Below are 26228 nucleotides of genomic sequence, written 5' to 3'. Positions count from 1 at the left end.
CTATTTCAATCTCACCCGTGGGTCGACAACACCGTATAACAAATCAGCCAGCAAATTACTGACAACGGTAAGTAATGCAATAAACATGGTAAAGCCCATAAGTAGGGGATAATCCCTGAGTGATAACGCTTGCATATACACCTGACCTACCCCGGGCCAGTTAAATATTTTCTCCGTAATAATTGCTCCCCCAAACAGAGCAGGCAGTTCAAACCCAAGCAGGGTAATCGCTGGCAGCAAAGCATTGCGCAGAGCGTGCTTATAGGTAATTACTTTTTCCTTCAGTCCTTTAGCGCGAGCTGTTCGAATAAAGTCCTGACGAATCACTTCCAAAATATTGGTGCGGAAATAGCGAGTGAGGGAACCGACGCTCAACATGGTTAACACTGTAACAGGCAAAATCATGTGCTTCATAACTTCAATAACATAGTCTATACCTGTAGCATTGCTCCCGGTCGTCAGGATTCCTCCAGGGGGCAGTATTTTTAGGTCAACCGCGAAAATTTTAATCGCTAGCAAGCCTACGAAAAATGCCGGCAAGGCCATGGCCGCAAAAACACCGAATGTTACAAGTGAATCAAACCATGAATATTGTCGGCTTGCAGAAAAGACACCAATTGAGATGGCAATGATCCAGGTCAAGGTGGTGGAGGTGATAGCAATTAAGAAGGAACTCCAGATATATTGACCTAAGATGGTTGTTACAGGCTGCTGATATTGAAGGGAATATCCCAAATCTCCTCGCAATACATTTCCTGCCCAAACAAAATAACGCTCTATAATCGGCTTATCTAAACCGTATAGGGCTTTTAGTTCTATTTTTCTCTCTGGACTTAGCTTAGGGTTGGTATCAACATAGTCACCGGGAGTCAGCGCAAAGAGAAAAAAGATTAAAAGAGAAGAGCCGATTAAGGTCGGGATCATAATCATCAGTCTTTTGAACATGTAGGTTTTCATTGACAAAAGCGCCTCCTGCTAAAACATAGATGGAAGGGTAACCTTTCATTGGATATAACGGATGAATGATGAAGGAATATGCTCAGTCCCATCAAGTTCATAAGAACTGAGCATGTTCGATGGGTGTTTTATTCCACAATTTTCAGGTTAGGTAGGCTTGAGCTTATCCCGGTATAACCGTTTGGTTCAAATCCTTCCACTCGCGCATTATGACCTGATAAAATCTTTCGATAATTCAGTAAAATGAAAGGGGGATCATCGCTTAACGCTTGATAAAGCTCCTTGTAAGCTTCCTTACGTTTTTCAATATCAAGCGTCCCTACACTTTTTGCAAGCAGTTCATCCACCTTCGGATTGGAATAACCATGTGTATTGGTAAAACTACCGCCACCTGTAGAAGAAAACTGAACAACACCATCTGATGGATCACCTAGCATGGCAGTAGAAAAGGAAGCAAGGTCGTGATCACCTTTGTCAGTTCGCGCAACAAGCGCTGGGTAATCCATTAATTCCGCCTCAAGCTGAACACCAATTAATTTGTAGTTTTCCTTAGCGATAGGAATAAGAATGTCGCTTACTTTACTTTTCGTTGTCAGGTAGTGAAGAACTAGTTTTTTTCCGTCCTTTTCACGGATGCCATCCGATCCTTCTTTCCAACCCGCTTCATCCAGTAGCTGTTTAGCTTTATTTACATCATAAGCGTAGTGGTTCACATCTTCTGTATACGCCCAGGATACTGGAGATACGGGTACATTAGCTACTTGTGCATAACCTTGATAGGCGGCATCCACAATTTGTTGACGATCAAGTCCATAGATTAGCGCCTGTCTAACCCGCTTGTCTTTTAAATAAGGCTTGCTATGGTTAAAGGAAAGATAGCTGTAGGCAGTCGAAGTATAAATGTTGATGTTTGCAAAACCAAGGCTCTTTAAAAGCTCCAGATTATCAGCATTTGCAGGAAAGGAGCTATAATCAGTCTCACCTGTTTGGAAGAACTGCGTAGTATCTCCATCGGTTGTTTTATAAATAAAATGGGTAATCGCCGGTTTTCCCTCGTAATAATACTCATTGGCTACAAACCTCACTTCTTGACCGGGGATAAACTTTTCAAATTTGTACGGGCCAGCTCCGACTGGTTTCGTATGCAAGGTACGCAGATAGTCAAGCTTACCTGGTTCATAACCTTTTCCATAATAAGCTTTGGACAAAACCTGACCACCAAGCAGGAGAAGAGAGCGGGCGTTTACTTTCTCAGTGGTTATCTTGATGGTTTGTGGGTCGATTACTGTAATTCCCTCAATGGTTTTTGCTTTTCCTTCTTTATAAGCTTTGCCGCCCTTAATGTGTGCTTCGGCGATTTCTGTTTCTCCGTCATACGTTTTATCATGCAAAACGGTGAGAGTGAAGGCGACATCATCAGCAGTCAAGGGTTCTCCATTGCTAAATTTTAAATTTTTACGTAAATGGAAGGTGTATGTAAGCTGATCATCGGAAATGTCCCACTTTTCTGCCAATTTAGGAACTGGTTTGCCATTCTTATCAATATCAACAAGTGGAGAAAACATCACGGAGGTAACGTTCCCATCATAACCATTGTGATAAAAATATGGATTGAAAACTCCGCCTGGTTCAGTTAAAGCTACTACAACCGTGTCTTTTCGATTTTTAGCCGATTGAGGCGATCTGGATTTGTCTGTAGCAGCGATAACAGCATCTCCTGCATTCTGTACCCGTAGTGTTTGGGCCTGAGTATCTGCCTGACCATCGGCTGAAGTATCAGAGATGGATGGGGCTGCTCCCTCACTGCTGCAACCGGATAATAAGGAAGCTCCTAACAGAAATGTGAAGAATGAATGTATAAAAGCTCTACTCATGATGATCCTCCTTATAAATTGGAAAATGTAGACTCATTATATTCTTATAATTCCGATCTGTAAAGTATGAATTAATCATATTTCTGCAATTCCTATTTGAAAAGCTTATTGACATGAGACTGGACATGAGCGTAGAGGAAAATAGAGCGTAGAAAAAACATTTGACCAAATCTCTGACTAGAAATTTGGTCAATTAGCCTTTTCTATTCACTTGTAGAGTTTAGTTAGTTACGTAGTTAGAAAATTTTCTTCTGTTCCCGATCTGCTTTTAGAATTTCCACTGCTTCACGGAACCGTTGAGAATGTACAACTTCACGTTCACGAAGGAAAGAAAGGCTATCGATTAAATCGACATCATCAGTCATATTAATCAACCATTGATAAGTAGCCCGAGCCTTTTCTTCAGCAGCAATATCCTCATACAAGTCTGCAATCGGATCACCCTTTGCTTGAAAATACGTAGCCGTGAAAGGAACACCGGCAGCATCATGAAAAAACAAAGCCTTATCATGATTTGCGTAATGTGCGCCAAGACCCGCTTCCTCCAGCTGTTCAGGAGTAGCGTCCTTCGTTAGCTTATATACCATTGTTGCAATCATTTCGAGATGGGCAAATTCTTCTGTGGAAATATCGTTTAAAAGACCAATGACCTTATCAGGAACCGTATAGCGCTGGTTCATATAGCGTAGAGCGGCCGCTAATTCCCCATCAGCTCCACCATATTGTTCCATCAAGTACTTTGCCATTTTCGGATCGCATTTGCTTACGCGAACGGGATACTGTAACTTTTTCTCATAAATCCACATTCAAAATTCCCCCTTTCTAGACCTGCCAAGGCCAAGGCACATCGTTCCACGACCAAGGGTACTGCGAAAAGCTATTGCCAAAATTCATCAGAGGTCCGAATGAAGATTCGAATTGGCGCTTTAGTGCCATACTTTGCTGTGCCGTATCGTTGAATTGCCGTATAGCAGTCATGTCAGTAGGATGGGTATCAAGATACAGGTTTAGTTCCACTAACACAAAGTCAATTGCCTGAATTTGGTGAAGCAGCTCATAATATTGCTGCTGGCGTTCATCCGTAAAAGTACCATGATCGCTCACTTTTATTTGCCTCCCTTGTACGGATTTTCATAAGGCGCATACAGAGCAGGCCAAAGGGTTCCTAAGCAAAGAGCTTTGTATGGATCAAATTGGGGTAAATTCGGGGGTTGAAATCCCAAGTAGAGCTGTGGTGGTGTCTCATAGGTTACAACCCGTTGTGGCGGACAAGGATCACATGGACCGATGAAAGGATAATATGCCTTTCGATTTCGACTCATATGATTGCCTCCTTTCCTGTAGATGTCCTTATATGCTTATCAGTTGGACAAGGGGAGTAGAACAGAAAACATAGGTAAAAAAGAGAATAAATCCGCCTTTTGAAGTCCGATTTGACGGGCGAGCGGTGGTGAGAAGAGCGGGCAAAATCCAGTTCGCATGGAAGTGGCAGAAGTCTTTTCAACGGCAACAGGAAACTGAATTGAATAAAAATATGGAATTTTATGTGAATTTATATTATGATAGCAAGCATACCTTGTTAAAGGGTTTAGGTATATATGTCTTCGTGACATTGGTGAATTGAATATGTGGAAATAGGTTCTTTGAACGATGAGTGTCAAGGATGAAAAGGGAAGCACGGTGTAAATCCGTCACGGTCCCGCCACTGTAAAAGAGGAGTCAGTACAAAAACGCCACTGATCCATCAAGGATTGGGAAGGTATGTGCTGATGTGAATTCTTAAGTCAGGAGACCTGCCTATTTCAACAACACTGTGTGACCTACGGGAGATAGGGAGGTGTTAGATAGCTGTGGCAGTTGTACATGTATATTCACTGCTTGTTCAAGCATCTCTAACCATCTTTTGAACGGGAAGAGATGCTTTTTTGTTTGAGTTGTGTTTTGTACCGAAAATATAACCTGTTTAGGAGGGCGAACAAGCATGAACAGAGGAATAAGCAGCAATTTAGGATATCCACGCATTGGAGAAAATCGCGAATGGAAAAAGGGATTAGAAGCATTTTGGGCCGGGACAATTGAAGAGAAGGAATTTCTTGCCCAAATGCAACAAAGCAGACTCCAGCATTTGCAAAAACAAAAGGAGATGGGTATTGATCTGATCCCGGTCAATGATTTCACCATGTATGATCACATGCTGGATATGGCCGTGATGTTTGGTTATATTCCAAAACGCTATGAATATGCTGGCGGGGTAGTACCCTTGTCCACCTATTTTGCTATGGCACGAGGGAATCAGCATGCAGTTGCTTGCGAAATGACCAAATGGTTTAATACCAATTATCACTACATTGTACCGGAGTTTCAGGACATCAAACCTGTCCTTACAGAAAATAAACCGCTTCTTGCTTATAAAGAGGCGAAAGAGGAGCTAGGGATTAAAGGAAAACCGGTCATAGTAGGACCTTATACCTTTATTAAGCTATCCAAAGGATTCGATCAGCTACAGATACCGGCTATTATCCTGCAGCTCGTCCCGCTTTATGTGCAGGTTCTAACAGAATTAGCGCAGGAAGGGGTGGAATGGGTTCAGATGGATGAGCCGATTCTAGTAACATCTTTACCCGAAGACGAAATGAAGACCATCTCCTACATCTATGAACAGCTTCATGAGGCAGTTCCACAACTACAAATCATGCTGCAAACCTATTTTGGTTCCGTTACATTTTACAATGAAGTAAGTAAGCTTCCTGTCGCAGGAATTGGATTAGATTTTGTCCATGATGCAGGGCGTAACCTTGAGCAGATCAGCACAAGTGGTTTCCCTCAGGACAAAGTGCTTGGGGCGGGCATCATTGATGGAAGGAATATTTGGCGGGCAAATCTGACTCATAAGACAAATCTCCTCTCTACAATCAAAGAGCATGTCGATGCATCTCGTATCTGGATTCAGCCGTCTAGTAGTCTGCTTCATGTTCCAATCAGCCTCAGTCAAGAGACACAGCTTGATCCACTAGTGAAAGATTCATTGGCGTTTGCAGATGAAAAGCTAATCGAAATCAAGCATGTTACAGATTGGTTGGAGAATGGAGAGGAGAGCGTTAAAGAGATTTTTGCCGAGAATCAAACTGTCCTAGAACGGGTAGCGAACTCTGTAGCTCGCAATCGCCCGCATGTACATGAGGCTGTAGCCAGCTTGCAATTAGATCAGATCGGCCGTGCATCTGAATATGAACAACGGCGAAAACAACAACAAGACCGATTACAATTACCTATTCTCCCCACTACAACGATTGGTAGCTTTCCACAAACAACAGAAGTTCGTCAGGCGAGAAATAAATGGCGGAAGGGGGAATGGTCGGCAGAGCAATATGAGCAATTTTTGCAAGCAGAAATCCGCGAATGGATTGACATACAAGAAAAGGTCGGGCTTGATGTGTTGGTTCATGGCGAATTTGAACGGACGGATATGGTGGAATTTTTTGGTGAAAAACTAGATGGATTCGCTTTTACAAAAAACGGATGGGTGCAATCTTATGGTTCACGTTGTGTAAAACCACCAGTTATTTATGGAGATGTAGAGTTTGTTGAGCCGATGACAGTCAAGGAGAGCATTTATGCACAATCTCTTACAGCTAAACCGGTCAAGGGAATGATTACAGGACCCGTCACTATTTTAAATTGGTCTTTTGTGCGTGACGATATTTCCAGACAGCAGGTAACCTATCAGATTGCACTTGCCTTGCAAAAAGAGGTAGAAGCGTTAGAAGCTAGTGGGATCACGATGATTCAGGTGGATGAACCAGCACTGCGTGAAGGGTTGCCATTAAAGAAAACGGAATGGGAAGCATATCTAAAATGGGCTGTAAAAGCCTTCCGCTTAACGACTTCTACTGTAAAAGACACAACCCAAATTCATACCCATATGTGCTACTGCGAGTTTCATGATTTTATCGATTCTATCAGTGAACTGGATGCAGATGTTATTTCAATAGAAACATCGCGCAGCCATGGTGAGCTAATCCATGCCTTCCATAATCATTCCTATCTGAAAGGAATTGGTCTAGGTGTCTATGATATTCACAGTCCCCGTGTTCCAACAGTAGAAGAAATGGTAAAAATGATTGAGAATGCTTTGCAGGTCCTAGAACCCAGACAATTTTGGATTAATCCCGATTGCGGGTTAAAAACAAGAGGACGTACGGAAACGATCGCTTCCTTAGAAAATATGGTGACTGCTACTCGATTAGTTCGTAACACGATAACAGCAATTCCTTAGCACTACGAGCAGGTAGCAGAAGGGGAGAAATGGAATTACTAGAAAAAAAGAGTGCGAAATTCAAAACATATTTTAATAAATCTTGTGTTTCCACGATACGAATCATCACAACTTGATACTGAAAATAAATAAAGGAAAGAGAATATAGGGACTAAAAACTAGCCTGGTTAGTTGAATGGCAGCATTTCTAGAGGGGGATACCCTAAGCACTGAAATGCTGCCATTCCTATTTTATACAAGGCTCTATAACGAAGATTCATGCGTTTCAAGAGGAGAAACGATAATTTTTTTGCATAAACAAAGGACAACAGATGAAAAAAGGGTAGTCACAGACTCAGAAATTAAGGCAGCATGATGGCAGTCAGAGTCTTTTCAATATTGGGTATGAGTGAAGATTCATCAGAAGTGTTCCAAGCAATAAAACCATCAGGGCGAATCAGGACAGCTACTTGACTTTGTAAAAACGGTGGGAATTGGTCAACAGATAAGCATTCCAACTGGAATCGTTTCATTATTGATTGCAAGTGTGTAAAAAGAGATTCATTCTTATCAATACCACAAATCAAAAGAACCCAATCACCTTGCTGCATAATTGTGAATAATTGTTCCCTTTGGCCCGATAGAAGAGAGCCATCTACATTGGGACAACGATGACCCGCTAATGAGCTTGCTGAGAGAGTTGGAAGAGGCGGATAAACAACATGAATACCGCTTATTTGCTCGGCAAACCTACGATTAACATCAGGTATGGTTAACAGTTGCGACATTAGCTCTCGTAATGCCAGTCCGCTTTCAGTAAAATCTTTCAGTAAATGTACTTGAGCTAGCGTTTCTTTTAGAAAAACTGCCCCAGTCTGATGACGTTCTACATGATACGTATCTAGTAAATGTAAGGGTGCTTTTTCTTGAATGACGGCTGCTAGCTTCCAACATAAATTCACAGCATCCTGCAATCCTACATTGAGTCCTTGTCCTCCCGCAGGAAAATGAATATGAGCAGCATCTCCAACTAAGAAAATTCGTTTGTTTCGATAACTGGCGGCCTGACGGTGTGTACTACCTACCCGTGATAGCCATTCTGCATGCTGAATGGGCATTGTTCGGTTCGTAATTCGCTCAATAGATGCCTGCAATTCTTCTAGCGTCACAGGAACGTCAGGTGAAATATGGTAGCGGAGAGGATCGATCATTGCAAATCGGTACACGCCGTCCGCAATCAACATCATTAATAAAGAGCCATGTTCATTATAAAATTGCAAGAAACGCTCTGCTGGAGGCTCTGTAAGAATAATATCACCTAGCATCGCGGTGAAAGTGGAGGGGCTCCCAGTGAATTCAATTTCGGAGCATGTACGTACAAGGCTTCGTGCGCCGTCTGCACCGATTGCGTAATTAGCGGTTAATTCATAAGATTCAGTTTCGTTTTCTATAAATAAATGAACCTGAGAAGCTGTTTGTTGCAGATTAGTCAGTTGATGCTGACGTCTTATTTCTACTCCAAGCTCTATTGCACGTTGTTCGAGAATTTCCTCTGTGATGGCTTGTGGAAGAAATAAGGTGTAGGGAAAGGGAGTATCCAATCGGGAAAAATCAAGACGTGTTTCAAGCCCGGCATAATGAGCAGTTGAAAGCGGATATCCGCGAGTAATAAATCGATCAAGAATCCCTCGCATTGCAAAGATCTCTAGGGTTCTAGGGTGCAGGGTCAATGCTCGAGAGTGACGAACTCTCTCTTTACGTCTTTCCAATACGATTACATGAATATTAGATTGTGCTAATTCGCACGCACACATCAGTCCTACGGGGCCACCGCCAACAATAACTACATCAATTTGAGCCTTTGCAGATGTTTTCATTAGATTCAACTCCATTCTGGTTATTTTTTGTTTCCTAGGATACAATTTAAGCTGAAATTGTGGAAAATGCAACCATTTCTTTCTAACATTTTGTTAGAAGTAACGTAAACGTGTTAGCAGAGTAATAAAAGGAATCAAGTTTACAAAAAAAAGCAAAATTTTTTAACCTGCACTTCTAATTGAGAAAGATATTCACTTTCAGTTTTTGATCGTTTATACTTAGCGTAATGTTTTGATTAGTAGACAAGAGAGAAAAGAGTGATAGATTCGTGTTACGTCGGTTTTTTTCTTATTATCGCCCTTATAAAGGGTTATTTATTTTGGATTTTACATGTGCCATTATTGCAGGTTTGTTAGAATTAGTATTTCCTTTGGCAGTTAATCAATTTGTCGATAAACTGCTTCCCGGGCAAGATTGGTCCCTGATTATTGCGGCTTGCTTTGCTTTGTTGGGAATTTATGTTTTAAACACAGCCCTTAATTTTGTTGTCACATACTGGGGACATATGCTTGGGATTAATATTGAAACGGATATGCGCAAAAAGCTGTTTGACCATATCCAGAAGCTGTCATTCCGTTTTTTTGACAATAACAAGACAGGACATTTAATGTCTCGTATGTCAAATGATTTGATGGAAATTGGAGAGATAGCTCACCATGGGCCAGAGGATTTGTTCATCGCTGTCATGACTCTCTGCGGTGCATTTGGTGTCATGTTGTATATTAATTGGCAATTAGCCTTGCTTACATTCCTCGTTATTCCTTTTTTAATTTGGCTAACCGTTTTCTTTAACAAGAAAATGACTGCTGCTTTTAGAAGAATGTTTTCCGATATTGCAGATTTTAATGCGAGAGTAGAGAATAACATTGGCGGCATTCGTGTGGTACAAGCATTTGGCAATGAAGAGTATGAGAAAGCTCAATTTGCTGTTAATAACGGTCGTTTTCGTTTGACTAAGCTACTCTCTTACAAGATCATGGCTATGAATATGTCTATCAGTTACCTGCTTATGCGGCTTGTGACGCTATTTGTCTTGATTTGCGGAACTTGGTTTGTTATTAAGGGGCATTTGACAGCAGGTGAATTTGTAGGTTTTGTATTGCTCACAAACATATTGTTCAAGCCTATTGAAAAAATCAATGCAGTTATCGAACTCTATCCAAAGGGGATTGCTGGCTTTAAGCGCTATGTGGAGCTTTTAGATACTGCTCCAGATATAGCCGACTCTGCCAATGCGATTGCTGTAGATCATTTAAAAGGAAACATAGAATATCACGATGTTACTTTTGGTTATCAAAATAAAGAAAATATCCTAAACGGTATCGATTTAACCATTCGCGCAGGTGAAACAGTAGCCTTTGTCGGGCCGTCCGGTGCTGGAAAAACAACGCTGTGCAGTTTATTGCCGCGTTTTTATGATGTTACCGCAGGCAAAATTACAATTGATGGAATGGATATTCGTGATTTGAAGCTGGAATCCTTACGCAAACAGATTGGGATTGTCCAGCAGGATGTCTTCTTGTTCTCAGGAACACTGCGAGAGAATATCAAGTATGGAAATCTACAAGCTAGCGATGAGGAAATATGGGCTGCTGCGCGTCATGCTAAATTGGAAGAATTCATTCTCTCCCAAAAGGATGGTTTGGAAACGATTATCGGCGAGAGAGGTGTCATGCTGTCAGGCGGGCAGAAGCAACGTTTAGCCATTGCGCGTATGTTCTTAAAGAACCCGCCTATCCTTATTTTGGATGAAGCAACATCTGCCTTGGATACAGAGACAGAGCTAGCGATCCAGAAATCACTGGAAAAGCTGTCTGAAGGAAGAACGACACTTGTCATTGCACACCGTTTAGCAACGATCAAAAATGCTGATCGTATCGTGGTTGTGACAAAAGACGGAATTACAGAGCAAGGAAATCATCAGGAATTGCTAGCAGCAAAAGGAGTTTATAGCAGATTGCATGAAGCGCAATTCTCTACATTAGTACAATAAAAGTCATTTTTACGTGTCACGAAAAAAGCATTCCACGATATCCGCATAAAATGGATAAAATGGGATGCTTTTTTCTGTAGAAAGAACCCATAGTTGTGGATTCTTATGTGGTTTTTCGGCTTGTATGGGAATTACTGAATCGCTTGTAGTCTTCGATCAGACCTCATTTTTTCTATGTAAAAGTAGCGGAAGATATGATACTATCATTTGAGAATGATAATCATTTATTTAAAAAGAGGAGCTTTTTCAAGGATATTGCACTGAAAAAGAGGCTTGTTTCTGTTTTTATAAGGAATCCATGATACATACGACAAGGAGGAAGATGCACCTTTTTTCAGACAGATCATTTATAGAAATCAATTGATAACAGGATGAATTTGACAAAGGAATGATAGAGTAATGGTATCCACGAATCACAATGAGCAGGATGGGGCAATGAAGCAGATTAAGCAAAAATCGAGACCCGCAATTGCTCTTATCTTGATTATTGGTTTGTTCATAGCACTTGTTTTTGTAATGGTGGCTTCTATTTCTTTAGGAGCAGCAGATATTGATTTTTTGACGGTTTGGTCAAGCATTGTCTCTTTTAATCCTGACCTAACCTCCCATCAGATTATTCAAGAACTGCGCTTGCCTAGGTCAATAGCCGCAGGTTTAGTGGGGGCTTTTTTGGCCGTATCGGGAGCCATTATGCAAGGTATGACTCGAAATCCCCTAGGGGACCCGTCCATTATGGGGGTAACGAATGGAGCAGGGTTTGCAATTGCGCTTGCCTTTGCATTTTTTCCAGGTCTGTCAAACATGAGTATGATGGCCTTTTCTTTTTTGGGAGCAGGATTAGGTGCTGGTCTCGTATTTGCTGTTGGATCGTTGTCTAAAGGGGGGCTGACTCCTGTAAAATTAGCACTGGCTGGAGCTGCGGTAGGCGCATTACTTACTTCGCTCTCTTCTGCCATCGCCATTCATTTTCATGTAGCTAAGGATATAAGCTTTTGGTTTGCAGGAGGGGTGGCAAATACGCCCTGGATCAGTGTCGAATTGTTATGTATTGTGGGTGCGATAGGGTTCCCGGTTGCTTTACTATTAGCACGATCCATTACGATTCTTAGTCTAGGTGAAGATGTTTCTAAAGGCTTAGGACAACGCAATTTTATCATTAAAGTGATTTGCACCTTGGTGGTGCTGCTACTGACAGGAGCATCTGTAGCGGTAGCTGGTTTTATTGGATTTATCGGGCTGGTAATTCCACATATAACCCGTTCTTTAGTAGGAGTAGATTATCGCTTTATTATTCCTTGCTCCGCTTTACTAGGAGCACTGTTGCTCATAGTATCTGATATTGGAGCTCGTTTAGTAAATGCCCCTTTTGAAACGCCAGTAGGTGCTGTGACTGCAATTCTAGGAGCGCCGTTCTTTCTGTATTTGGCCAGACGTGAAGGGAGGGGCTTGTAATGCAAGCACTGCAAAAAGGAAGAAAAAGCCCCTGGGTCGTCCTTGGATTGATTACATCGTTGATTATCGTAGTATTTTTTGTCAGCCTGCATATAGGAGTTATTGGCATTGCACCCTTGGATGTCATAATCACCTTGTTTGGATTTGGAACAGCGGAGCATAATTTGATATTATTCGAGTTCCGGCTACCACGGATGGTTATTGCTTTATTAATTGGAACTGGTCTTGCTGTTTCTGGAGCTATTTTGCAGAGTGTCTCGCAAAATGAATTAGCTGAACCAGGAATTATCGGAATTAATTCTGGAGCAGGCTTGTTTGTCGTCATCTATATTTATCTATTTAGTGGCTCGATGTCAGCCATTGGTACCATGTCTATTTTTATTTTGCCAGTAGTAGCATTACTAGGCGCTTCGCTATCTGCCTTTCTCATTTATTTGTTAGCATGGAAAAATGGTGTGACTCCGACACGGCTGATTTTGGTCGGGATTGCTTTGAATGCGATGTTGGGTGCATTCTTAATTGTGTTCCAGCTTAAAATGAACGATACAGATTTTATGAAGGCTATAGTTTGGTTGTCCGGAAGCATTTGGAGTACGAATTGGACATATGTACTGGCTACACTTCCGTGGATTGTTTTTCTTATTCCGTATACCATGTATAAAGCACGCTATTTAAACGTGTTGCATCTAGGCGATGACATCGCTGTGAGTTTAGGGACGGCTGTGGAGAGGGAGCGAAGATTGTTACTAGCAACTGCTGTTGCGTTAGCAGGTGCCTGCGTGGCGGTTGGAGGAGGGATTTCGTTCCTCGGCTTGGTCGCTCCTCATCTTGCTAAAAAAATGGTAGGTCCGAAGCACCAAATCTTAATTCCTACGGCTGCCCTGCTTGGAGCACTTCTTTTGCTCTCTGCAGATACGATTGGACGAAATATCTTGGCTCCATCTGAATTACCAGTCGGAATTGTTGTATCTGCCTTAGGGGCTCCTTATTTTATTTATTTGTTAATGAAATCGAAGTGATAGACAGATTTTCTACCAATTACATTTTTTAAGATGCATAATTTGCTCCACATAGGAGTCTCTTCAAGCTGACGGGTTATCTAGCAAAAGATAACCTGTTTTTTTATATAAAGTAGTTCTTTCGTCTTGTTCATACAATGATCAAATTCATATGCTTGACAAAATATTTTAGTTAAATCACTATCCTTTCTAACAATTTTTCTAGATCAATCATTTATTCCTTTCATTACAGGGAGCGCTTAGACCATTGTCCATGATTACAAATGCAAGGTTTAAAGTCGAATAATGGCAGTAGTGCTACAAAGATAACTATCGAGTTGTTGGTGAGATAGGCATAGAAAGGCCCTATTGCTTGTTATTTGTAGTCGAATTTCATATGAAAGTGAAGAAAGTGAAAAAGAATGTTACTAAGTGTCAATAAATTGTAAAAAAATATATATTATGTAAAAAGAAACTTGATTTACATTTAAGGTGTAACGTTTTTCCAGAAACAACAGAGAACCCCAGTATCAATATGTTGCTGAGAAGTTATCTTGTTCTATGAAAAAGGTTAGGATTGCATGTCTTGTTAACAAGATTTTGGGTTTACTATATTCAGGAAAGAAGATTGCAAAAAGTTGTATTTTTTGACATATTGTGCTAATATTCAGCAAGGGTAATTTTAAGTGTTCAGGATAGATTCCCAATAGAGAGGAGGAATAGTAGCTTTTCTAGCAATTACGGCTTGTTTAAATTTTTTATAATAATTCATCGTTGTATGTTAAATGATATTTGTTATTGCTTAATCCACTTATTTCTAGCAGATTCAGCAGTCGTTTTTTGTGAGTCAGAATTGCTTACTAGGTTTATAATATTGTATTGTTGCCGCCCGAATTAATAGAAATTTCTCAATTGGGATTTTAAGGAAGTAACTGAACCCTTAACCCACTTAGGATAAGAAGTATGAATCGTAAAAAACTAGTTTTTTTGGCCAAGATAAAAAATCACATTGAATCAGATAGGCAAAGACAGACAAAAAGCAAGGCTATTCATTTGGATAGTAGTATAAATTGTACTTGGCACTGGTTTCTTATGACAGGAATTTTGCTAATATTGAAAATTTTAAGCAGCTGATTCATCCAGAGACTCTCCATTCGTAAAAAAGCTTGGGAGAGGCTCGTTTAATTGATTCTGGAACTATACCAGTGCCATATTGCAAAGGAGATAAAACGATGAAGTGTTCAACTAGTAAAAAAGTAGATAATCACATGCTGCGTAGTGTTAATGACAATCAATATCAGGAGCATTTAACTACCAACGACAGCCCCCTTCCAAAGCGTGTACCCGGAGGATCAAGAGTTTCGCCCAAGGCTATCGAGTCTAGATGGGAATTACTGTCGGTTGGACCTGATGCCAAAGAACAATTACTAGGAGATCAAACGGTAGATCAACTTGAATCGTATCAAAAAAACATTGAGAATCTGATCGGCACAATCAGTATCCCGGTAGGCTTGGCTGGTCCTTTACGGATCAATGGTCTTTATGCCCAAGGTGATTACTATATTCCTTTAGCTACTACCGAGGCGGCTCTTGTAGCTTCTTATAATCGCGGTGCGCAGGTCATTAGCCAAGCGGGTGGATGCAGAACAGTGATTTTGAAAGAAGCAATTGGGCGGACCCCTGGCTTTATTTTTGAGAGCGTAGTAGAGGCGAGTCGATTTGCTAACTGGGCGGTTTTTGAATTTGATACCTTCCGCGAGGTTGCTGAGAGCACAACAAACTTTGGGCAGCTTATCAGAATGGATCATATGATCGAGGGCAACTACGTGTATCTCATTTTCGAATTTTCAACCGGAGATGCTTCTGGACAAAACATGGTAACTATCGCAACACAAGAAATTTGCAACTATATTCGGCAACATTCACCAGTTCAGTTCAAGCATAGCTTTGTTGAAGCTAACTTTTCGGGAGACAAGAAGGCTTCTGCAAAATCTTTCATGACCGTGAGAGGGAAAAAGGTTTGTGCTGAGGTGGTGTTACCTGCAAAATTGGTTCACCAACGCTTCCACACTACTCCTGAAAAAATGGAAAAGTACTGGAGAATGGCGTTTGTAGGTGGAGTTCTGCAGGGCATGATAGGCTCCCAAGGTCACGTGGCTAATGGCTTGGCGGCCTTGTATTTAGCAACAGGACAAGACGTTGCTTGTGTATCTGAATCGTCTGTTGGTGTTACACGATTCGAACTGACAGAAAATGGAGACCTGTATGCATCGATAACGTTACCGAATGTTATTGTTGGTACGGTGGGTGGAGGTACAGGGCTACCGAGTCAAAAGGCATGCCTTGAAATTATGGGACTTTCAGGTGCTGGTCATGTGCACGCGCTTGCTGAGGTATGTGCCAGTCTGGTTTTAGCAGGGGAACTGTCAATCATCGCTTCATTGGCCGCTGACGATTTTACTAGAGCCCATCATAAGCTTTCTCGTGGCACTGATGGAACAGCTCAAGGGATGGTGAAGCAATATGTCTAATGTGAGCTATCAACAGCTTTCTTGGTCGAAACGCTGGTGGATATATCAGCGAGAGAGATTTCCCATTATTCAAAATGGAATCGTGGTCGCTGTATTCAGCATATCTACGATGCTCTACTCTTCTATCCTGAGAAACGGGTCTTCACCCAATCTCAAGTCGCTTGTAATTGGTTTCTTGTCAACTTTTTTGTTCTTTTTGCTTTTGCGAATTGCTGATGAATTTAAGGACTTTGAGGAAGACTCCCGATTTCGTTCGTATCGGGCTGTTCCGCGTGGGGTTGTAACCCTGAAGCATCTCGGAGTGCTTGGTGTTTTCATAGGACTTCTTCAGCTTGGTATGGCATATTGGTTGTCTCCAAAGCTTATTTTTTGGTTAGTGCTTGCATGGGGCTATCTAGCATTAATGAGCAAGGAATTCTTTGTCAAGGAATGGTTAAAAGCTCACCCAATTATCTACCTGCTGTCCCATATGGTAATGATGCCGATGATTGTGATGTATATCGTGGCATGCGACTGGGTGACAGCTTCAGATACGATACCTTCTGGGCTTCCTTGGCTTTTACTAGCCAGCTACGGAAACGGAATCATTCTGGAGATCGGGCGCAAGATTCGAATCCCAGAGGATGAGGAATACGGTGTCGAGACCTACAGCTTTTTGTGGGGCTACAAAAGAGCAACCTGGATATGGGTGGCAGTTGTGTTTGTAACATCTTTCGCGGTTTGGATGGCTTCTGTACAGGTGGGTGCTGGCCAAATCGTGATGTGGTGCGCTGTATTAAATGTGCTGATCGCGGTTTGGATGGCGTTGAAGTTTTTTACATCTATGACAACGAAAGTAGCTCAGGCTATAGAAAAAGTTTCGGGTCTACTCATTATCTTACTGTATCTTAGTTTAGGACTTGTACCACTTTTATTTTAGGTGAAAAGGAGGTTATAGCATGACGTATGTTCTACAAATGAACCGTGCGGAGGAGACAGAGCTGCAAAAGATGGGCGGTAAAGCTCGTGCCCTCGCTTTGCTGGGACAGGCAGGTATGGTGATTCCTGAGTGGTTTGTTCTTACACCAGACTCTTTCATGGAAAGTGTACCAAAGTGTTTTATGGAGGAGCTAAAAGGAGCAGTCCTTCAATCAGAAGAAGCAGTCACGCGGGTTTTAAGGGACATTACTATAGATCCGAATGTGGAAGCGATGCTAAAAAAAGAAGTTGAGATACTGTGCGCAAACAATGAATTGGTGGCTGTCCGTTCTTCTGCATTAGATGAGGATGGGGCCGAACATTCCTTTGCTGGACAGCTAGAAAGCTATTTGTTTGTCAAACCAGAGGATGTGCCAGCTAAGGTGCTTCAGGTCTGGCGATCTGGCTTTAGTCAACGGATTTTGACCTATCGAAAAGAAAAGGGACTTAGTTTGCTGCCTCAGCCACCAGCAGTTCTTATCCAACGAATGGTTGACTCAGAAACAGCCGGGGTTGCATTCAGTGCAGATTCCTTGACGGGACAAAGAAAGATTGCCATCGTGGGGGCCTTGTATGGGCTTGGAACAGCGCTAGTATCGGGGGAATGCGATGCAGACACGTATAAAGTGAATCGTAATGGGGAGATTGTGGAGCGTGAAATAGCGACAAAGCTGATTGCGCATCGTTTCTCAATGGAAAGCGATGAGGGAGTTGAGAGTGTAGAGATAGCGGTTGAGAAGGCAAATCAACCGGCCCTTACAGATGAACAAGTGCAATCTGTTGCGGAGCTAGCCCGCCGTTGCGAACGTTATTTCGGACGGCCTCAGGATATTGAGTGGGCCATTCAGGATGGAAAACTATATCTTTTGCAATCGCGTCCAATCACCAACTTAGCGGATATGATTGACCCTGATGATGAGTTTAATCTATGGGACAACAGCAATATTTCAGAAAGCTATGGCGGTATCACCACCCCCCTGACATTTTCATTTGCCCGTCACGCCTATGCTGAGGTATACAAGTCATTCTGCCGAATAATGGGGGTTTCCTCTGAGGAAATCGTAAATCGGGATTCTGTGTTTCGTTGCATGATTGGCCTTGTAAATGGACGAGTGTATTACAACCTGCTGAACTGGTATCGCTGTCTGGCACTACTTCCCGGTTATCAAATGAATCGAGGTTTTATGGAACAGATGATGGGTGTTAAGGAAGCTCTTCCCCAGCAACTGACGGATAATGTTCAGCAACAGGTGAGCATGCAAGACAAACTCAAGGACGCAATGCGTCTTGGTAAGACAATTGTTAAGCTGATTGGCAATTTCAGACGTTTGCCGAAGACGATCGACGTTTTTTATCAACGCTTAAACAATGCGCTTGGTATTACCCGCCCAGACCTGCATCAATACAGTACAGTCGAGCTTGCCAACTACTATCTGAAGCTGCAGGGTCAGCTTTTAACTCGTTGGGATGCCCCATTGATCAATGATTTTGGAGCCATGATCTTCTACGGTTTATTGCGAAAGCTGACCACTAAATGGTGCAATGATCAGGATTCTACTCTACAGAATTCACTGCTCGCAGCAGAAGGTGGCATTATTAGTGCAGAACCAGCAATGCGTATGAAAAAGCTTATGAAGCTAACGAACCAAGACGCCATCTTCATCGACATCCTCTGCAATGGCTCTCTAGCAGAGATCATGAAAGAAATGAATCGATTCCCGGAATTTAAAGAAGAGTACGAGGCTTATTTGGACAAATTCGGAGATCGTTGTTTGGACGAACTCAAGCTAGAGAGCGTTAATCTGTTTGACAACCCGCTTCCGTTGTTGCGCTCTATTGGGCATCTTGCATCCCGTCCTGCCCCAACTGAAATGGGACCTAGCGAGGAAGAAATCCGACGAATGGCAGAGGAGCAAGCCTTTCAATCTATCGGCTTCAACCTGTTTCGCCGAGTCCTGTTTCGCTGGGTACTTAAAAATGCGCGATTGCGCGTTCGGGATCGGGAAAACCTGCGATTCGAACGAACACGGGTCTTCGGTCGTTGCCGTTCCATCTTTCTGGAAATGGGGCGTCGCTTTTATGCACTCGATCTGCTTGACGATCCTCGCGATGTATTCTATTTGGAAGTGGGAGAATTGCTAGGCATGGCAGACGGAACTGCGACATGCAGTAACCTAAAGGGCTTAGTAGCACTGCGAAAAGCTGAATTTGAAAAATATCATGAAATGGATGTTCCTGAGGATCGCTTTGAAACGTATGGCGTCATTTATAAAGGAAATACGTTTAAAGCGAAAAGCCCTAAAGAACCACTGACAGGGGATGTGATGAAAGGAATCGGTTGTGCGGCAGGTATCGTGCGCGGTCCGGTTCGTGTGGTTACGGATCCCCGTGATGTGACATTGCTTCCAGGAGAAATCCTTGTAGCTGAGCGCACGGATCCAGGCTGGATCGTGCTTTTCTCCTCAGCAGCCGGATTGTTGGTCGAACGAGGAAGTCTTTTGTCCCATGTATCAATTGTTTGTCGTGAGATTGGCATTCCAGGAATCGTTTCTGTAACCGGTTTGACTCGATGGTTGAAAACAGGAGATTGGGTTGAATTTGACGGTAGTACAGGGGTTATTCGTAAGATTACCCCGGAGGAGGGATCGATCAGTGCCTAGTAATATTGGAAATCTCGCTCAGGAAGTAACAATGGATGCGCGTCCCAAGCTAGCTAGCGAAGTTGACTTTTCCTTAATCCGTTATGCCCAGTGCTGGGAGGATGCTGACATCCTCCTCGAGGCACTAGATATTCAGCCTGGAGACAACTGTTTGGCTATCGCCTCTTCTGGGGACAATGCACTAGCGATGCTAAGCAAGTCGCCAGAGCGTGTTGTTGCACTAGATTTGAGCCATACACAGCTTGCCTGCTTGGAATTGCGCGTGGCAGCCTATTCTGCTTTGACACATACTGAACTGTTAGAACTTATGGGCTCAATCCCAAGTAACCGGCGAAATGAACTATACCAAAAATGCCGCAAGCAGCTCACACCGCTGGTAAAAAACTATTGGGATTCCCAATCAACTGCTATAGAATCCGGGATCGGAAGCATTGGCAAATTTGAGCAGTATTTTTCAATGTTTCGCAATTCGATCTTACCTCTTGTACACTCCCGCTCTCGAGTGGAAAGGCTTCTTCAAAATCGTACGACAAAGGATCGCCGCGCGTTTTATCAAAAAGAGTGGAATACGCTACGTTGGAGATTGATGTTCCAGTTCTTTTTCTCCCGTTTTGTCATGGGAAGGCTGGGGCGTGATACCCGTTTTTTCCGCTATGTAGAGGGCAGTGTGGCAGCAAGGATTCTACAAAGAGCCCAATATGCCCTAACTGAGCTTGATCCTATGCAAAATCCTTATCTTCAATGGATTTTACTAGGGCGACATAGCAATGCATTACCTTATGCATTAAGACCTGAAAATTTTGATGCTATACGAAACAACCTGCATCGAATTGAATGGCATTGCTTATCAGTTGAAGAGTATTTACAGCATGCAGGCAAAAACGCATTTGATAAGTACAATCTTAGTGACATTTTTGAATATATGTCCGAAGACCAATATGAAAACTTACTACAGGTCTTGGTACAAGCGGGGAGGAAAAAAGGACGATTGGCTTACTGGAACATGCTGGTTCCCCGAAGTCGTCCTGCGAGCCTGGAGGAGTCGCTTCGTCCGCTCACCGGCTTGAGTCAGGAACTTTTTAAGCAGGATAAGGCTTTCTTTTACAGTGCGTTTGTACTGGAGGAAATCATATGAGTGGTATTATTCCCTTACATCCATGGTTCGGTATTGTGCTGATGCTTGCCGCTATAGGATTGTTGATTGCGGGTTTGCGTTTTTACCAAGTCAGGTACCAGCCTGATCCAGAATGGGTTCGTAAGCTTTTTCATATGAGCTCTGGTACATTCGCATTGATTGCTCCATGGCTTTTTGGTCAGGATTGGCCTGTAATGGTTGTATTAGGGTTTGTCGCAATTGTTCTATTTCTTTTCCGAGTTACTCGGCTAAAGAATGGACCTGGAAAAATCTTATCTGATGTTTCGCGTTATTCATTTGGTGAGATGTACTTTGTGATGAGTATTGCCATTCTTCTCCTTTTTACGGAACAAGAAGAAAGGGTTCTGTACAGTATTTCGCTCATCATTCTCACGTTAGCTGATGCGATCGCTGCTCTTGTCGGCGTTCGCTACGGTCAGGTGAGGTACGTGGTGCCCGAGGGTGTGAAGAGTATAGAAGGATCTTTTGCCTTCTTTTTAGTTGCCTTTTTATCGACTCACATCACCTTATTTTTATTTTTTCCGATGGACGGGATGGCTAATTTAATGATTTCCATCACAGTTTCGCTGTTAGCCACCCTAGCTGAGTCCGTTTCCTGGGGCGGGAAGGATAATTTGGTTGTGCCGATCGTGAGCTTTATGATGCTCAAGTTTCTCATCGCAAAAGACAATGCTCATTTGCTCTTGGCGCTCTCGCTGGCACTCCTACTGTTTATCTTGCTTGAAGCATGCAGGAGAACTAAGGTAGTGTGTCCACAGGCCTTGATGGGAATATCAGTCATTTCTTATGTGAGCTGGGCTATTGGTGGAGCAGACTTTCTATTGGTATTGCTGCTGCATTCTGTATCATCGCCCATTATTTTAAAGAGTTCAACTGAGCTTTTTTCCAGCAAAAAAATAGGCCTATTCATCGCCACGTATACAATGAGTTTTGTATGGTTATTTTTGTACCAGCAAACACAAAGTGAAGTGTTTTTCTTCGCATTTCTAATCGGTCTATTGGCCCAATCCATTTGTTTTAGTCTGACGGAAATCTTTCAGTCATCTCAAAAAAGACATCTGTTAATTTACCTTTTTTTAAACATTTTGAAAAACTGGGGGCTGACATTGACGGCTTTAGTGCTTCGTTCAGGCCTGAGCAGCGAAGTGGTTGTCCATTCGATTTGGGCGGCAGTAAGCATGCTTATGGCGAGCGGTATTTACTATCTCTTTGTCTTTAAAAGGTCGAAGGCAGCCGTGTTAATCCAGCCAATATGCGCAGCGGTTGGTTCTATTTTGGGAATTCTGCTTTTTTAATGAACAGCTAAAGGAGTAGGGGGAATATTCGACATGTTAAAAGCAGTGCAGGTTACAAATACCGAGTTAAAGGAAGAGTTTTGCTCACTACCGGGGCCTTCTGCAAATCGGATCGATTCTCTGGACGAATCGAATGCTGATGCTCACTGGATGATACTAGACAAGGAAGGCGTAGCCGCACGCTGTTCGCTATGGTGGTCAAACGTACCAGAATATCAAGATCATCAGGTCGGTGTAATTGGACACTATGCAGTTCGAAATGCTCCTGCAGCAAATGAGCTCCTGCAACTGTGTTCAACAGAATTGGCTGCAAAGGGATGTACAATCGCGATAGGGCCAATGGATGGGAATACGTGGGGAACACACCGATTGGTTACGAAAACAAAAGGAGATCTTCCCTTCTTCCTTGAGCCAAATACACCCTTGGAATGGGCAGATCATTTTACGCAGGATGGCTTCGAACCGCTATCTCACTATTTATCGCGTGTTGTTGATCTCGATCATAGAGATTTGGGAGAAGAGGGGCAGGAATATGAGCAAAAACGGTACAAGCAACTGACACAGCATATGAATGAGTTTGGCATTCGCATCCGGCAGTTGGAGTTGACAAAAATCGATGAGGAGCTAAAACGAATCTATGAACTCTCGATCCGAGCTTTTCGTCAAAATTTTTTGTACACCGATATCAGTGAAAATGAGTTCTTAAAACAATATAAAAAGATTGTTCCATATATTAACCCGGAACTGGTTTTGCTAGCCGAGCATGGTGATCGACTGGTCGGATTTATGTTCACCTTACCAGATGTGATGCAAGCCCAAATGGGAAAAGCAGTCGATCAGGTAATCTTAAAGACGCTGGCTGTTGATCCAGACTACCAAGGGTATAAAATAGGCTCCTTTCTCGTGAAGGCAGTCTATGATTTGGCTCAGAAGCTAGGTTACCAACGCGCGATTAATGCGTTAATGATCCAAGAAAATAGATCCACAAGGTTTAATGCGAATGAAGGCTACATTCTTCGTGATTACACCTTATTTGCTAAAAAATTGGAGAGGGAAGCATGAATATCTTTGAAATTGTGAAACCTCATATTCAAAATAGCCCAAATGCGATTGCGATACAGGATATGCCAGACAAAGAGACCCGTCAACTAACTTTTGCCGATCTGGACAAACGATCTGCTCAAGTCGCAGGTATTTTCAAGAAACAAGGGTTAGTGGCAGGTGATACGGTTCTACTCTTTTATCCAATGTCGATTGAGTTGTATATCACCTTAGTAGCAATCTTCAGACTTGGGTTGATTGCGATGTTTCTTGATCCATCTGCTGGTAAAAATCATATTGAACGATGCTGCACGTTAAACCCACCTAAAGCGCTGATTGCAAGCCCAAAAGCTCAGCTATTGAGGCTGTTGTCCCCAGCTATTCGAAAAATTCCGCATAAGTTTGTGATTGGGAGGAGATTGCCTGGAGCCATTTCTTTAACTACACAAACCAATGCTACTGAGTACAGTCAATGCCACTTATGCTCACATGACACACCCGCGCTCATCACCTTTACCAGCGGCAGCACCGGGGAGCCCAAGGCGACCGTGCGGACTCATGGATTTTTAATTGATCAATACGAGGTACTCCGGCGCAGTCTTGACATGCAAGCTGGAGCAATCGACATGACAACACTGCCTATTTTTGCACTGTGCAATCTCGGAGCTGGGATGAGGAGCATTATTCCAAATGGTGATCTGCGCCGGCCGGGAGCGATTGAACCGGGTCCCGTCATTGCTCAGCTCAAAAAACAACATGCACAGAGAATCGTAGCTTCACCAGCGTTCTTTGAACAACTGTTGGGATACTGCGAAAAACATGACATCGTTCTAACTGAGCTTACCTATATCTTCAGTGGCGGTGGACCAGTATTCCCTCGACTCATGTCCAGATTACAACGGATTGCTCCTAATGCCAGCATAATGGCCGTATATGGGTCCACCGAGGCCGAGCCCATTGCAGAAGTAGAATGGAACGATATCCATACGAATGACCTTACCGCAATCAAATCAGGAAAAGGTCTTTTAGTAGGAACTCCTGTTCCAGAGATTCAGGTGCGGATTGTTCGTCATCAGTGGGGCAAACCGATGGGGTCTTTATCTAGCGCAGAATTTGAAAACATCTGCCTGACTCCTGAGGAGGCGGGGGAGATTGTCGTCACAGGTCCACATGTGCTTTCCGGGTATTTGCATGGAAGAGGAGATGAGGAGACGAAATTCCGCGTGGATGGAACAGTCTGGCATCGAACCGGGGATGCTGGGTATTTTGACCAATCGGGAAGGCTCTGGCTTTTGGGGCGAGTAGCTGCACGAATTAAAGATGAAAGAGGAGTTTTGTTCCCTTTTGCTGTGGAAAGCGTGCTATCGTTTGATGAGTCGATCGGACGAACTGCTTTAACACAATATCGCGGTCGCCGTGTATTAATTGTGGAAAGAAGGAGTAAGAGGTATATGACTGCAGAATTGGCTGAAATGCTAGAATGGGCAAACATCGATGCCATTATCTATATGAATCAGATTCCGGTTGATAAGAGACATAATGCAAAAGTGGATTATAGTCTTCTGAACAAGGCATTGGAACAAGGAAATTTTGAGCAGCAAACGATTTCCATTTGAGGAGGACATTATGACTGTTACACTTCCGCCTGGACCAAATAAACCTCTTTACAACGTGTTCCGTACTCTGCACAATATCCTGGATTTCATTAAGGAAAACGCAGACAAGTATGGAGACGTCGTGTATTATCCGTTGCTCAATGAACGCATTTATCAGTTAAATAAGCCGGAGCTTATAGAAGAAGTGTTTATCAAAAAACAATCGAGTTTTATAAAAAATGATCGACTACAAGCAAAGCTGATCAAAAATATATTAGGGGAAGGTTTATTTACCGCTAACGGGGAGCATTGGCTGCGCAACCGGCGAATGATGGCGCCGGAATTCCACCAAAAGCGGATAGAAAGCTATGGAAAAACGATCATTGAAGTAACGAATCGTTACATCGGGAACTGGCAAGAAGGCGAAACACGCGAAATCAAGATCGACATGCTCAATTTAGCACTAGATGTCGTAATGAAAAGTTTGTTTGGACATAACAACACCATTGACGAAGAAAAACTGATTCAAGCCTTGCAGACGATTTTAAGGTATTACGCTAAGGCTGTCATGTTCCCTATGCCGCTTCCGGGGTACGGGAACTATAAGCGCTGTGCAAAAGAGATGGATGACATGATTCAGCAGTTAATTTCTTCACGAAGATCATCAGGTATATATGGAGATGACTTGTTAGGAATGCTTCTTTCCATGCGGGATGAAAATGGAGAAGGACTTGATGATCGTCAAATTCGCGACGAAGTGATGACCTTGATTGTTGCAGGACATGAGACAACAAGCGCAGCGCTGTCGTTTGCTTTTTATCTTCTGTCTGAAAATCCTGATGCTACAGAGAAAATGGTGGCTGAAATCAGTGAGGTGCTTGATGGTCGTTTACCCAATATTCAAGATATACCAAATCTAAAATATACTACAATGGTGGTAAATGAGACCCTACGGCTTCTTTCTCCAGCTTATATCTTGCTTCGTCAGGCTGCAGAAGACATTCAGATAGGCGAATATATGATTCCAAAAGATTCGATTGTGTTAGTTAGCCAGTATGTAATGCACCGTGATCCCCGTTATTTTGAAGACCCATTGGGATTTCTGCCAGAACGCTGGGCAGATGGGCTAGAAAAAAAATTACCGACGTTTGTTTACTTTCCCTTTGGCGGTGGATCGCGAATGTGCATTGGGCAAAGATTTGCGATGGCAGAGGCCGTGTTGATTTTGGCTGCCATCATTCAACGCTACAAGCTAACAGCAGTTAATCAGGACAAGCTAGAGGTAAACACTTCGATAACTTTGTCTCCAAAAGCCTTGCATATGGTTGTAAATAAACGGATGTAATCAGCTAACAGTGATGTCAGTAGTGAAAATGCCAATACTGGCGAAAGGAGCTTTAGGGAAAATTAGATGAAAACAATACCGTTCTATCGTTAGAGGGAACCGGTTAAAAAATGGTATATTATAGAAAACAGCGTGAACCGAGCTTGGTTAAAGAGGAGGTTCAACGCTGTTTTTTATTGTTTGTTGCTACACAGTCTTTTTGGTTTTTTGTTTTGAAAGTTTATTATATTCTAGTAAAAGA

18 protein-coding genes and 1 riboswitch are annotated in these 26228 nt (G+C 42.6%); of the genes, 12 read left to right on the top strand and 6 right to left on the bottom strand.

Annotation, left to right across the window (positions count from 1 at the left end; translation table 11 throughout):
- The 5 genes from QZ995_RS08895 to QZ995_RS08875 form a co-directional block, all read right to left on the bottom strand.
- A complete protein-coding gene (locus QZ995_RS08895) occupies nt 1-957 on the bottom strand; it encodes an ABC transporter permease (protein ID WP_301805718.1) in 957 nt (318 codons plus the stop codon).
- Nucleotides 958-1085: 128 nt separating this feature from the next.
- Nucleotides 1086-2831, bottom strand: coding sequence for an ABC transporter substrate-binding protein (locus tag QZ995_RS08890; protein WP_301805716.1), 1746 nt, complete (start codon nt 2829-2831; stop codon nt 1086-1088).
- A 236-nt stretch (nt 2832-3067) separates the two neighbouring features.
- Nucleotides 3068-3637, bottom strand: coding sequence for a manganese catalase family protein (locus QZ995_RS08885; protein ID WP_031415059.1), 570 nt, complete (start codon nt 3635-3637; stop codon nt 3068-3070).
- A 16-nt stretch (nt 3638-3653) separates the two neighbouring features.
- Nucleotides 3654-3935 (bottom strand): spore coat protein CotJB, encoded by a 282-nt coding sequence (locus QZ995_RS08880; RefSeq protein WP_301805709.1) that lies wholly within the window; start codon nt 3933-3935, stop codon nt 3654-3656.
- A 2-nt stretch (nt 3936-3937) separates the two neighbouring features.
- On the bottom strand, nt 3938-4153 hold the full coding sequence (locus tag QZ995_RS08875; protein ID WP_018672863.1) for a spore coat associated protein CotJA: 216 nt from the start codon (nt 4151-4153) through the stop codon (nt 3938-3940).
- A gap of 297 nt (nt 4154-4450) precedes the next feature.
- Nucleotides 4451-4646: riboswitch (cobalamin riboswitch) on the top strand.
- Nucleotides 4647-4812: 166 nt separating this feature from the next.
- Between QZ995_RS08875 and metE the strand changes: the two genes are divergently transcribed.
- Nucleotides 4813-7107, top strand: coding sequence for a 5-methyltetrahydropteroyltriglutamate--homocysteine S-methyltransferase (gene metE / locus QZ995_RS08870; RefSeq protein ID WP_301805698.1), 2295 nt, complete (start codon nt 4813-4815; stop codon nt 7105-7107).
- A gap of 341 nt (nt 7108-7448) precedes the next feature.
- On the opposite strand, the gene QZ995_RS08865 is transcribed toward metE, so the two are convergent.
- Entirely contained in the window at nt 7449-8963 is a 1515-nt protein-coding gene (locus QZ995_RS08865) for an FAD-dependent monooxygenase (protein WP_301805695.1), read from the bottom strand.
- A gap of 269 nt (nt 8964-9232) precedes the next feature.
- On the opposite strand from QZ995_RS08865, the gene QZ995_RS08860 reads away from it, so the two are divergent.
- The 11 genes from QZ995_RS08860 to QZ995_RS08810 all read left to right on the top strand — a co-directional run bounded on the left by QZ995_RS08860 (nt 9233) and on the right by QZ995_RS08810 (nt 25987).
- Entirely contained in the window at nt 9233-10957 is a 1725-nt protein-coding gene (locus tag QZ995_RS08860; protein WP_301805692.1) for an ABC transporter ATP-binding protein, read from the top strand.
- A 399-nt stretch (nt 10958-11356) separates the two neighbouring features.
- Nucleotides 11357-12409: a FecCD family ABC transporter permease gene (locus QZ995_RS08855; protein WP_301805689.1), complete on the top strand. Its 1053-nt coding sequence runs from the start codon at nt 11357-11359 to the stop codon at nt 12407-12409.
- 8 nt (nt 12410-12417) lie between these two features.
- Entirely contained in the window at nt 12418-13428 is a 1011-nt protein-coding gene (locus tag QZ995_RS08850; protein ID WP_437124727.1) for a FecCD family ABC transporter permease, read from the top strand.
- 1211 nt (nt 13429-14639) lie between these two features.
- Nucleotides 14640-15938 (top strand): hydroxymethylglutaryl-CoA reductase, encoded by a 1299-nt coding sequence (locus tag QZ995_RS08845; protein WP_301805682.1) that lies wholly within the window; start codon nt 14640-14642, stop codon nt 15936-15938.
- Nucleotides 15931-16857 carry a UbiA family prenyltransferase gene (locus QZ995_RS08840; protein ID WP_301805678.1) on the top strand — a complete coding sequence of 309 codons (927 nt, stop codon included), beginning with the start codon at nt 15931-15933 and terminating at the stop codon, nt 16855-16857. Before QZ995_RS08845 ends, QZ995_RS08840 begins: the two co-directional genes overlap by 8 nt.
- A 19-nt stretch (nt 16858-16876) precedes the next feature.
- The gene (locus QZ995_RS08835) at nt 16877-19555 is read left to right on the top strand and encodes a PEP/pyruvate-binding domain-containing protein (protein WP_301805675.1); all 2679 of its coding nucleotides are present in this window, start codon (nt 16877-16879) and stop codon (nt 19553-19555) included.
- Nucleotides 19548-20690 (top strand): DUF3419 family protein, encoded by a 1143-nt coding sequence (locus QZ995_RS08830; RefSeq protein ID WP_301805673.1) that lies wholly within the window; start codon nt 19548-19550, stop codon nt 20688-20690. The genes QZ995_RS08835 and QZ995_RS08830 overlap by 8 nt, the downstream gene beginning before the upstream one ends.
- Nucleotides 20687-22006, top strand: coding sequence for a diacylglycerol/polyprenol kinase family protein (locus QZ995_RS08825; protein WP_301805669.1), 1320 nt, complete (start codon nt 20687-20689; stop codon nt 22004-22006). Before QZ995_RS08830 ends, QZ995_RS08825 begins: the two co-directional genes overlap by 4 nt.
- Nucleotides 22007-22039: 33 nt before the next feature.
- Nucleotides 22040-23068, top strand: coding sequence for a GNAT family N-acetyltransferase (locus QZ995_RS08820; RefSeq protein WP_301805668.1), 1029 nt, complete (start codon nt 22040-22042; stop codon nt 23066-23068).
- The gene (locus QZ995_RS08815) at nt 23065-24663 is read left to right on the top strand and encodes an AMP-binding protein (protein ID WP_301805664.1); all 1599 of its coding nucleotides are present in this window, start codon (nt 23065-23067) and stop codon (nt 24661-24663) included. The genes QZ995_RS08820 and QZ995_RS08815 overlap by 4 nt, the downstream gene beginning before the upstream one ends.
- Before the next feature lie 10 nt (nt 24664-24673).
- Nucleotides 24674-25987 carry a cytochrome P450 gene (locus QZ995_RS08810; protein ID WP_301805662.1) on the top strand — a complete coding sequence of 438 codons (1314 nt, stop codon included), beginning with the start codon at nt 24674-24676 and terminating at the stop codon, nt 25985-25987.
- Nucleotides 25988-26228 lie beyond the last annotated feature (241 nt).

The organism is Brevibacillus laterosporus (assembly GCF_030489605.1).
Lineage (GTDB): Bacteria > Bacillota > Bacilli > Brevibacillales > Brevibacillaceae > Brevibacillus_B > Brevibacillus_B laterosporus_E.
The sequence above is the reverse complement of the archived record's forward strand: the minus strand, read 5'-3'. Positions and strand labels throughout refer to the sequence as shown.

What these genes read in the sequence shown, in the direction of transcription:
- QZ995_RS08895 (WP_301805718.1), bottom strand. Translation starts at nt 957, where the DNA reads ATGAAAACCTACATGTTCAAAAGACTGATGATTATGATCCCGACCTTA.
- QZ995_RS08890 (WP_301805716.1), bottom strand. Translation starts at nt 2,831, where the DNA reads ATGAGTAGAGCTTTTATACATTCATTCTTCACATTTCTGTTAGGAGCT.
- QZ995_RS08885 (WP_031415059.1), bottom strand. Translation starts at nt 3,637, where the DNA reads ATGTGGATTTATGAGAAAAAGTTACAGTATCCCGTTCGCGTAAGCAAA.
- QZ995_RS08875 (WP_018672863.1), bottom strand. Translation starts at nt 4,153, where the DNA reads ATGAGTCGAAATCGAAAGGCATATTATCCTTTCATCGGTCCATGTGAT.
- metE (WP_301805698.1), top strand. Translation starts at nt 4,813, where the DNA reads ATGAACAGAGGAATAAGCAGCAATTTAGGATATCCACGCATTGGAGAA.
- QZ995_RS08865 (WP_301805695.1), bottom strand. Translation starts at nt 8,963, where the DNA reads ATGAAAACATCTGCAAAGGCTCAAATTGATGTAGTTATTGTTGGCGGT.
- QZ995_RS08855 (WP_301805689.1), top strand. Translation starts at nt 11,357, where the DNA reads ATGGTATCCACGAATCACAATGAGCAGGATGGGGCAATGAAGCAGATT.
- QZ995_RS08845 (WP_301805682.1), top strand. Translation starts at nt 14,640, where the DNA reads ATGAAGTGTTCAACTAGTAAAAAAGTAGATAATCACATGCTGCGTAGT.
- QZ995_RS08840 (WP_301805678.1), top strand. Translation starts at nt 15,931, where the DNA reads ATGTCTAATGTGAGCTATCAACAGCTTTCTTGGTCGAAACGCTGGTGG.
- QZ995_RS08835 (WP_301805675.1), top strand. Translation starts at nt 16,877, where the DNA reads ATGACGTATGTTCTACAAATGAACCGTGCGGAGGAGACAGAGCTGCAA.
- QZ995_RS08825 (WP_301805669.1), top strand. Translation starts at nt 20,687, where the DNA reads ATGAGTGGTATTATTCCCTTACATCCATGGTTCGGTATTGTGCTGATG.
- QZ995_RS08820 (WP_301805668.1), top strand. Translation starts at nt 22,040, where the DNA reads ATGTTAAAAGCAGTGCAGGTTACAAATACCGAGTTAAAGGAAGAGTTT.
- QZ995_RS08815 (WP_301805664.1), top strand. Translation starts at nt 23,065, where the DNA reads ATGAATATCTTTGAAATTGTGAAACCTCATATTCAAAATAGCCCAAAT.
- QZ995_RS08810 (WP_301805662.1), top strand. Translation starts at nt 24,674, where the DNA reads ATGACTGTTACACTTCCGCCTGGACCAAATAAACCTCTTTACAACGTG.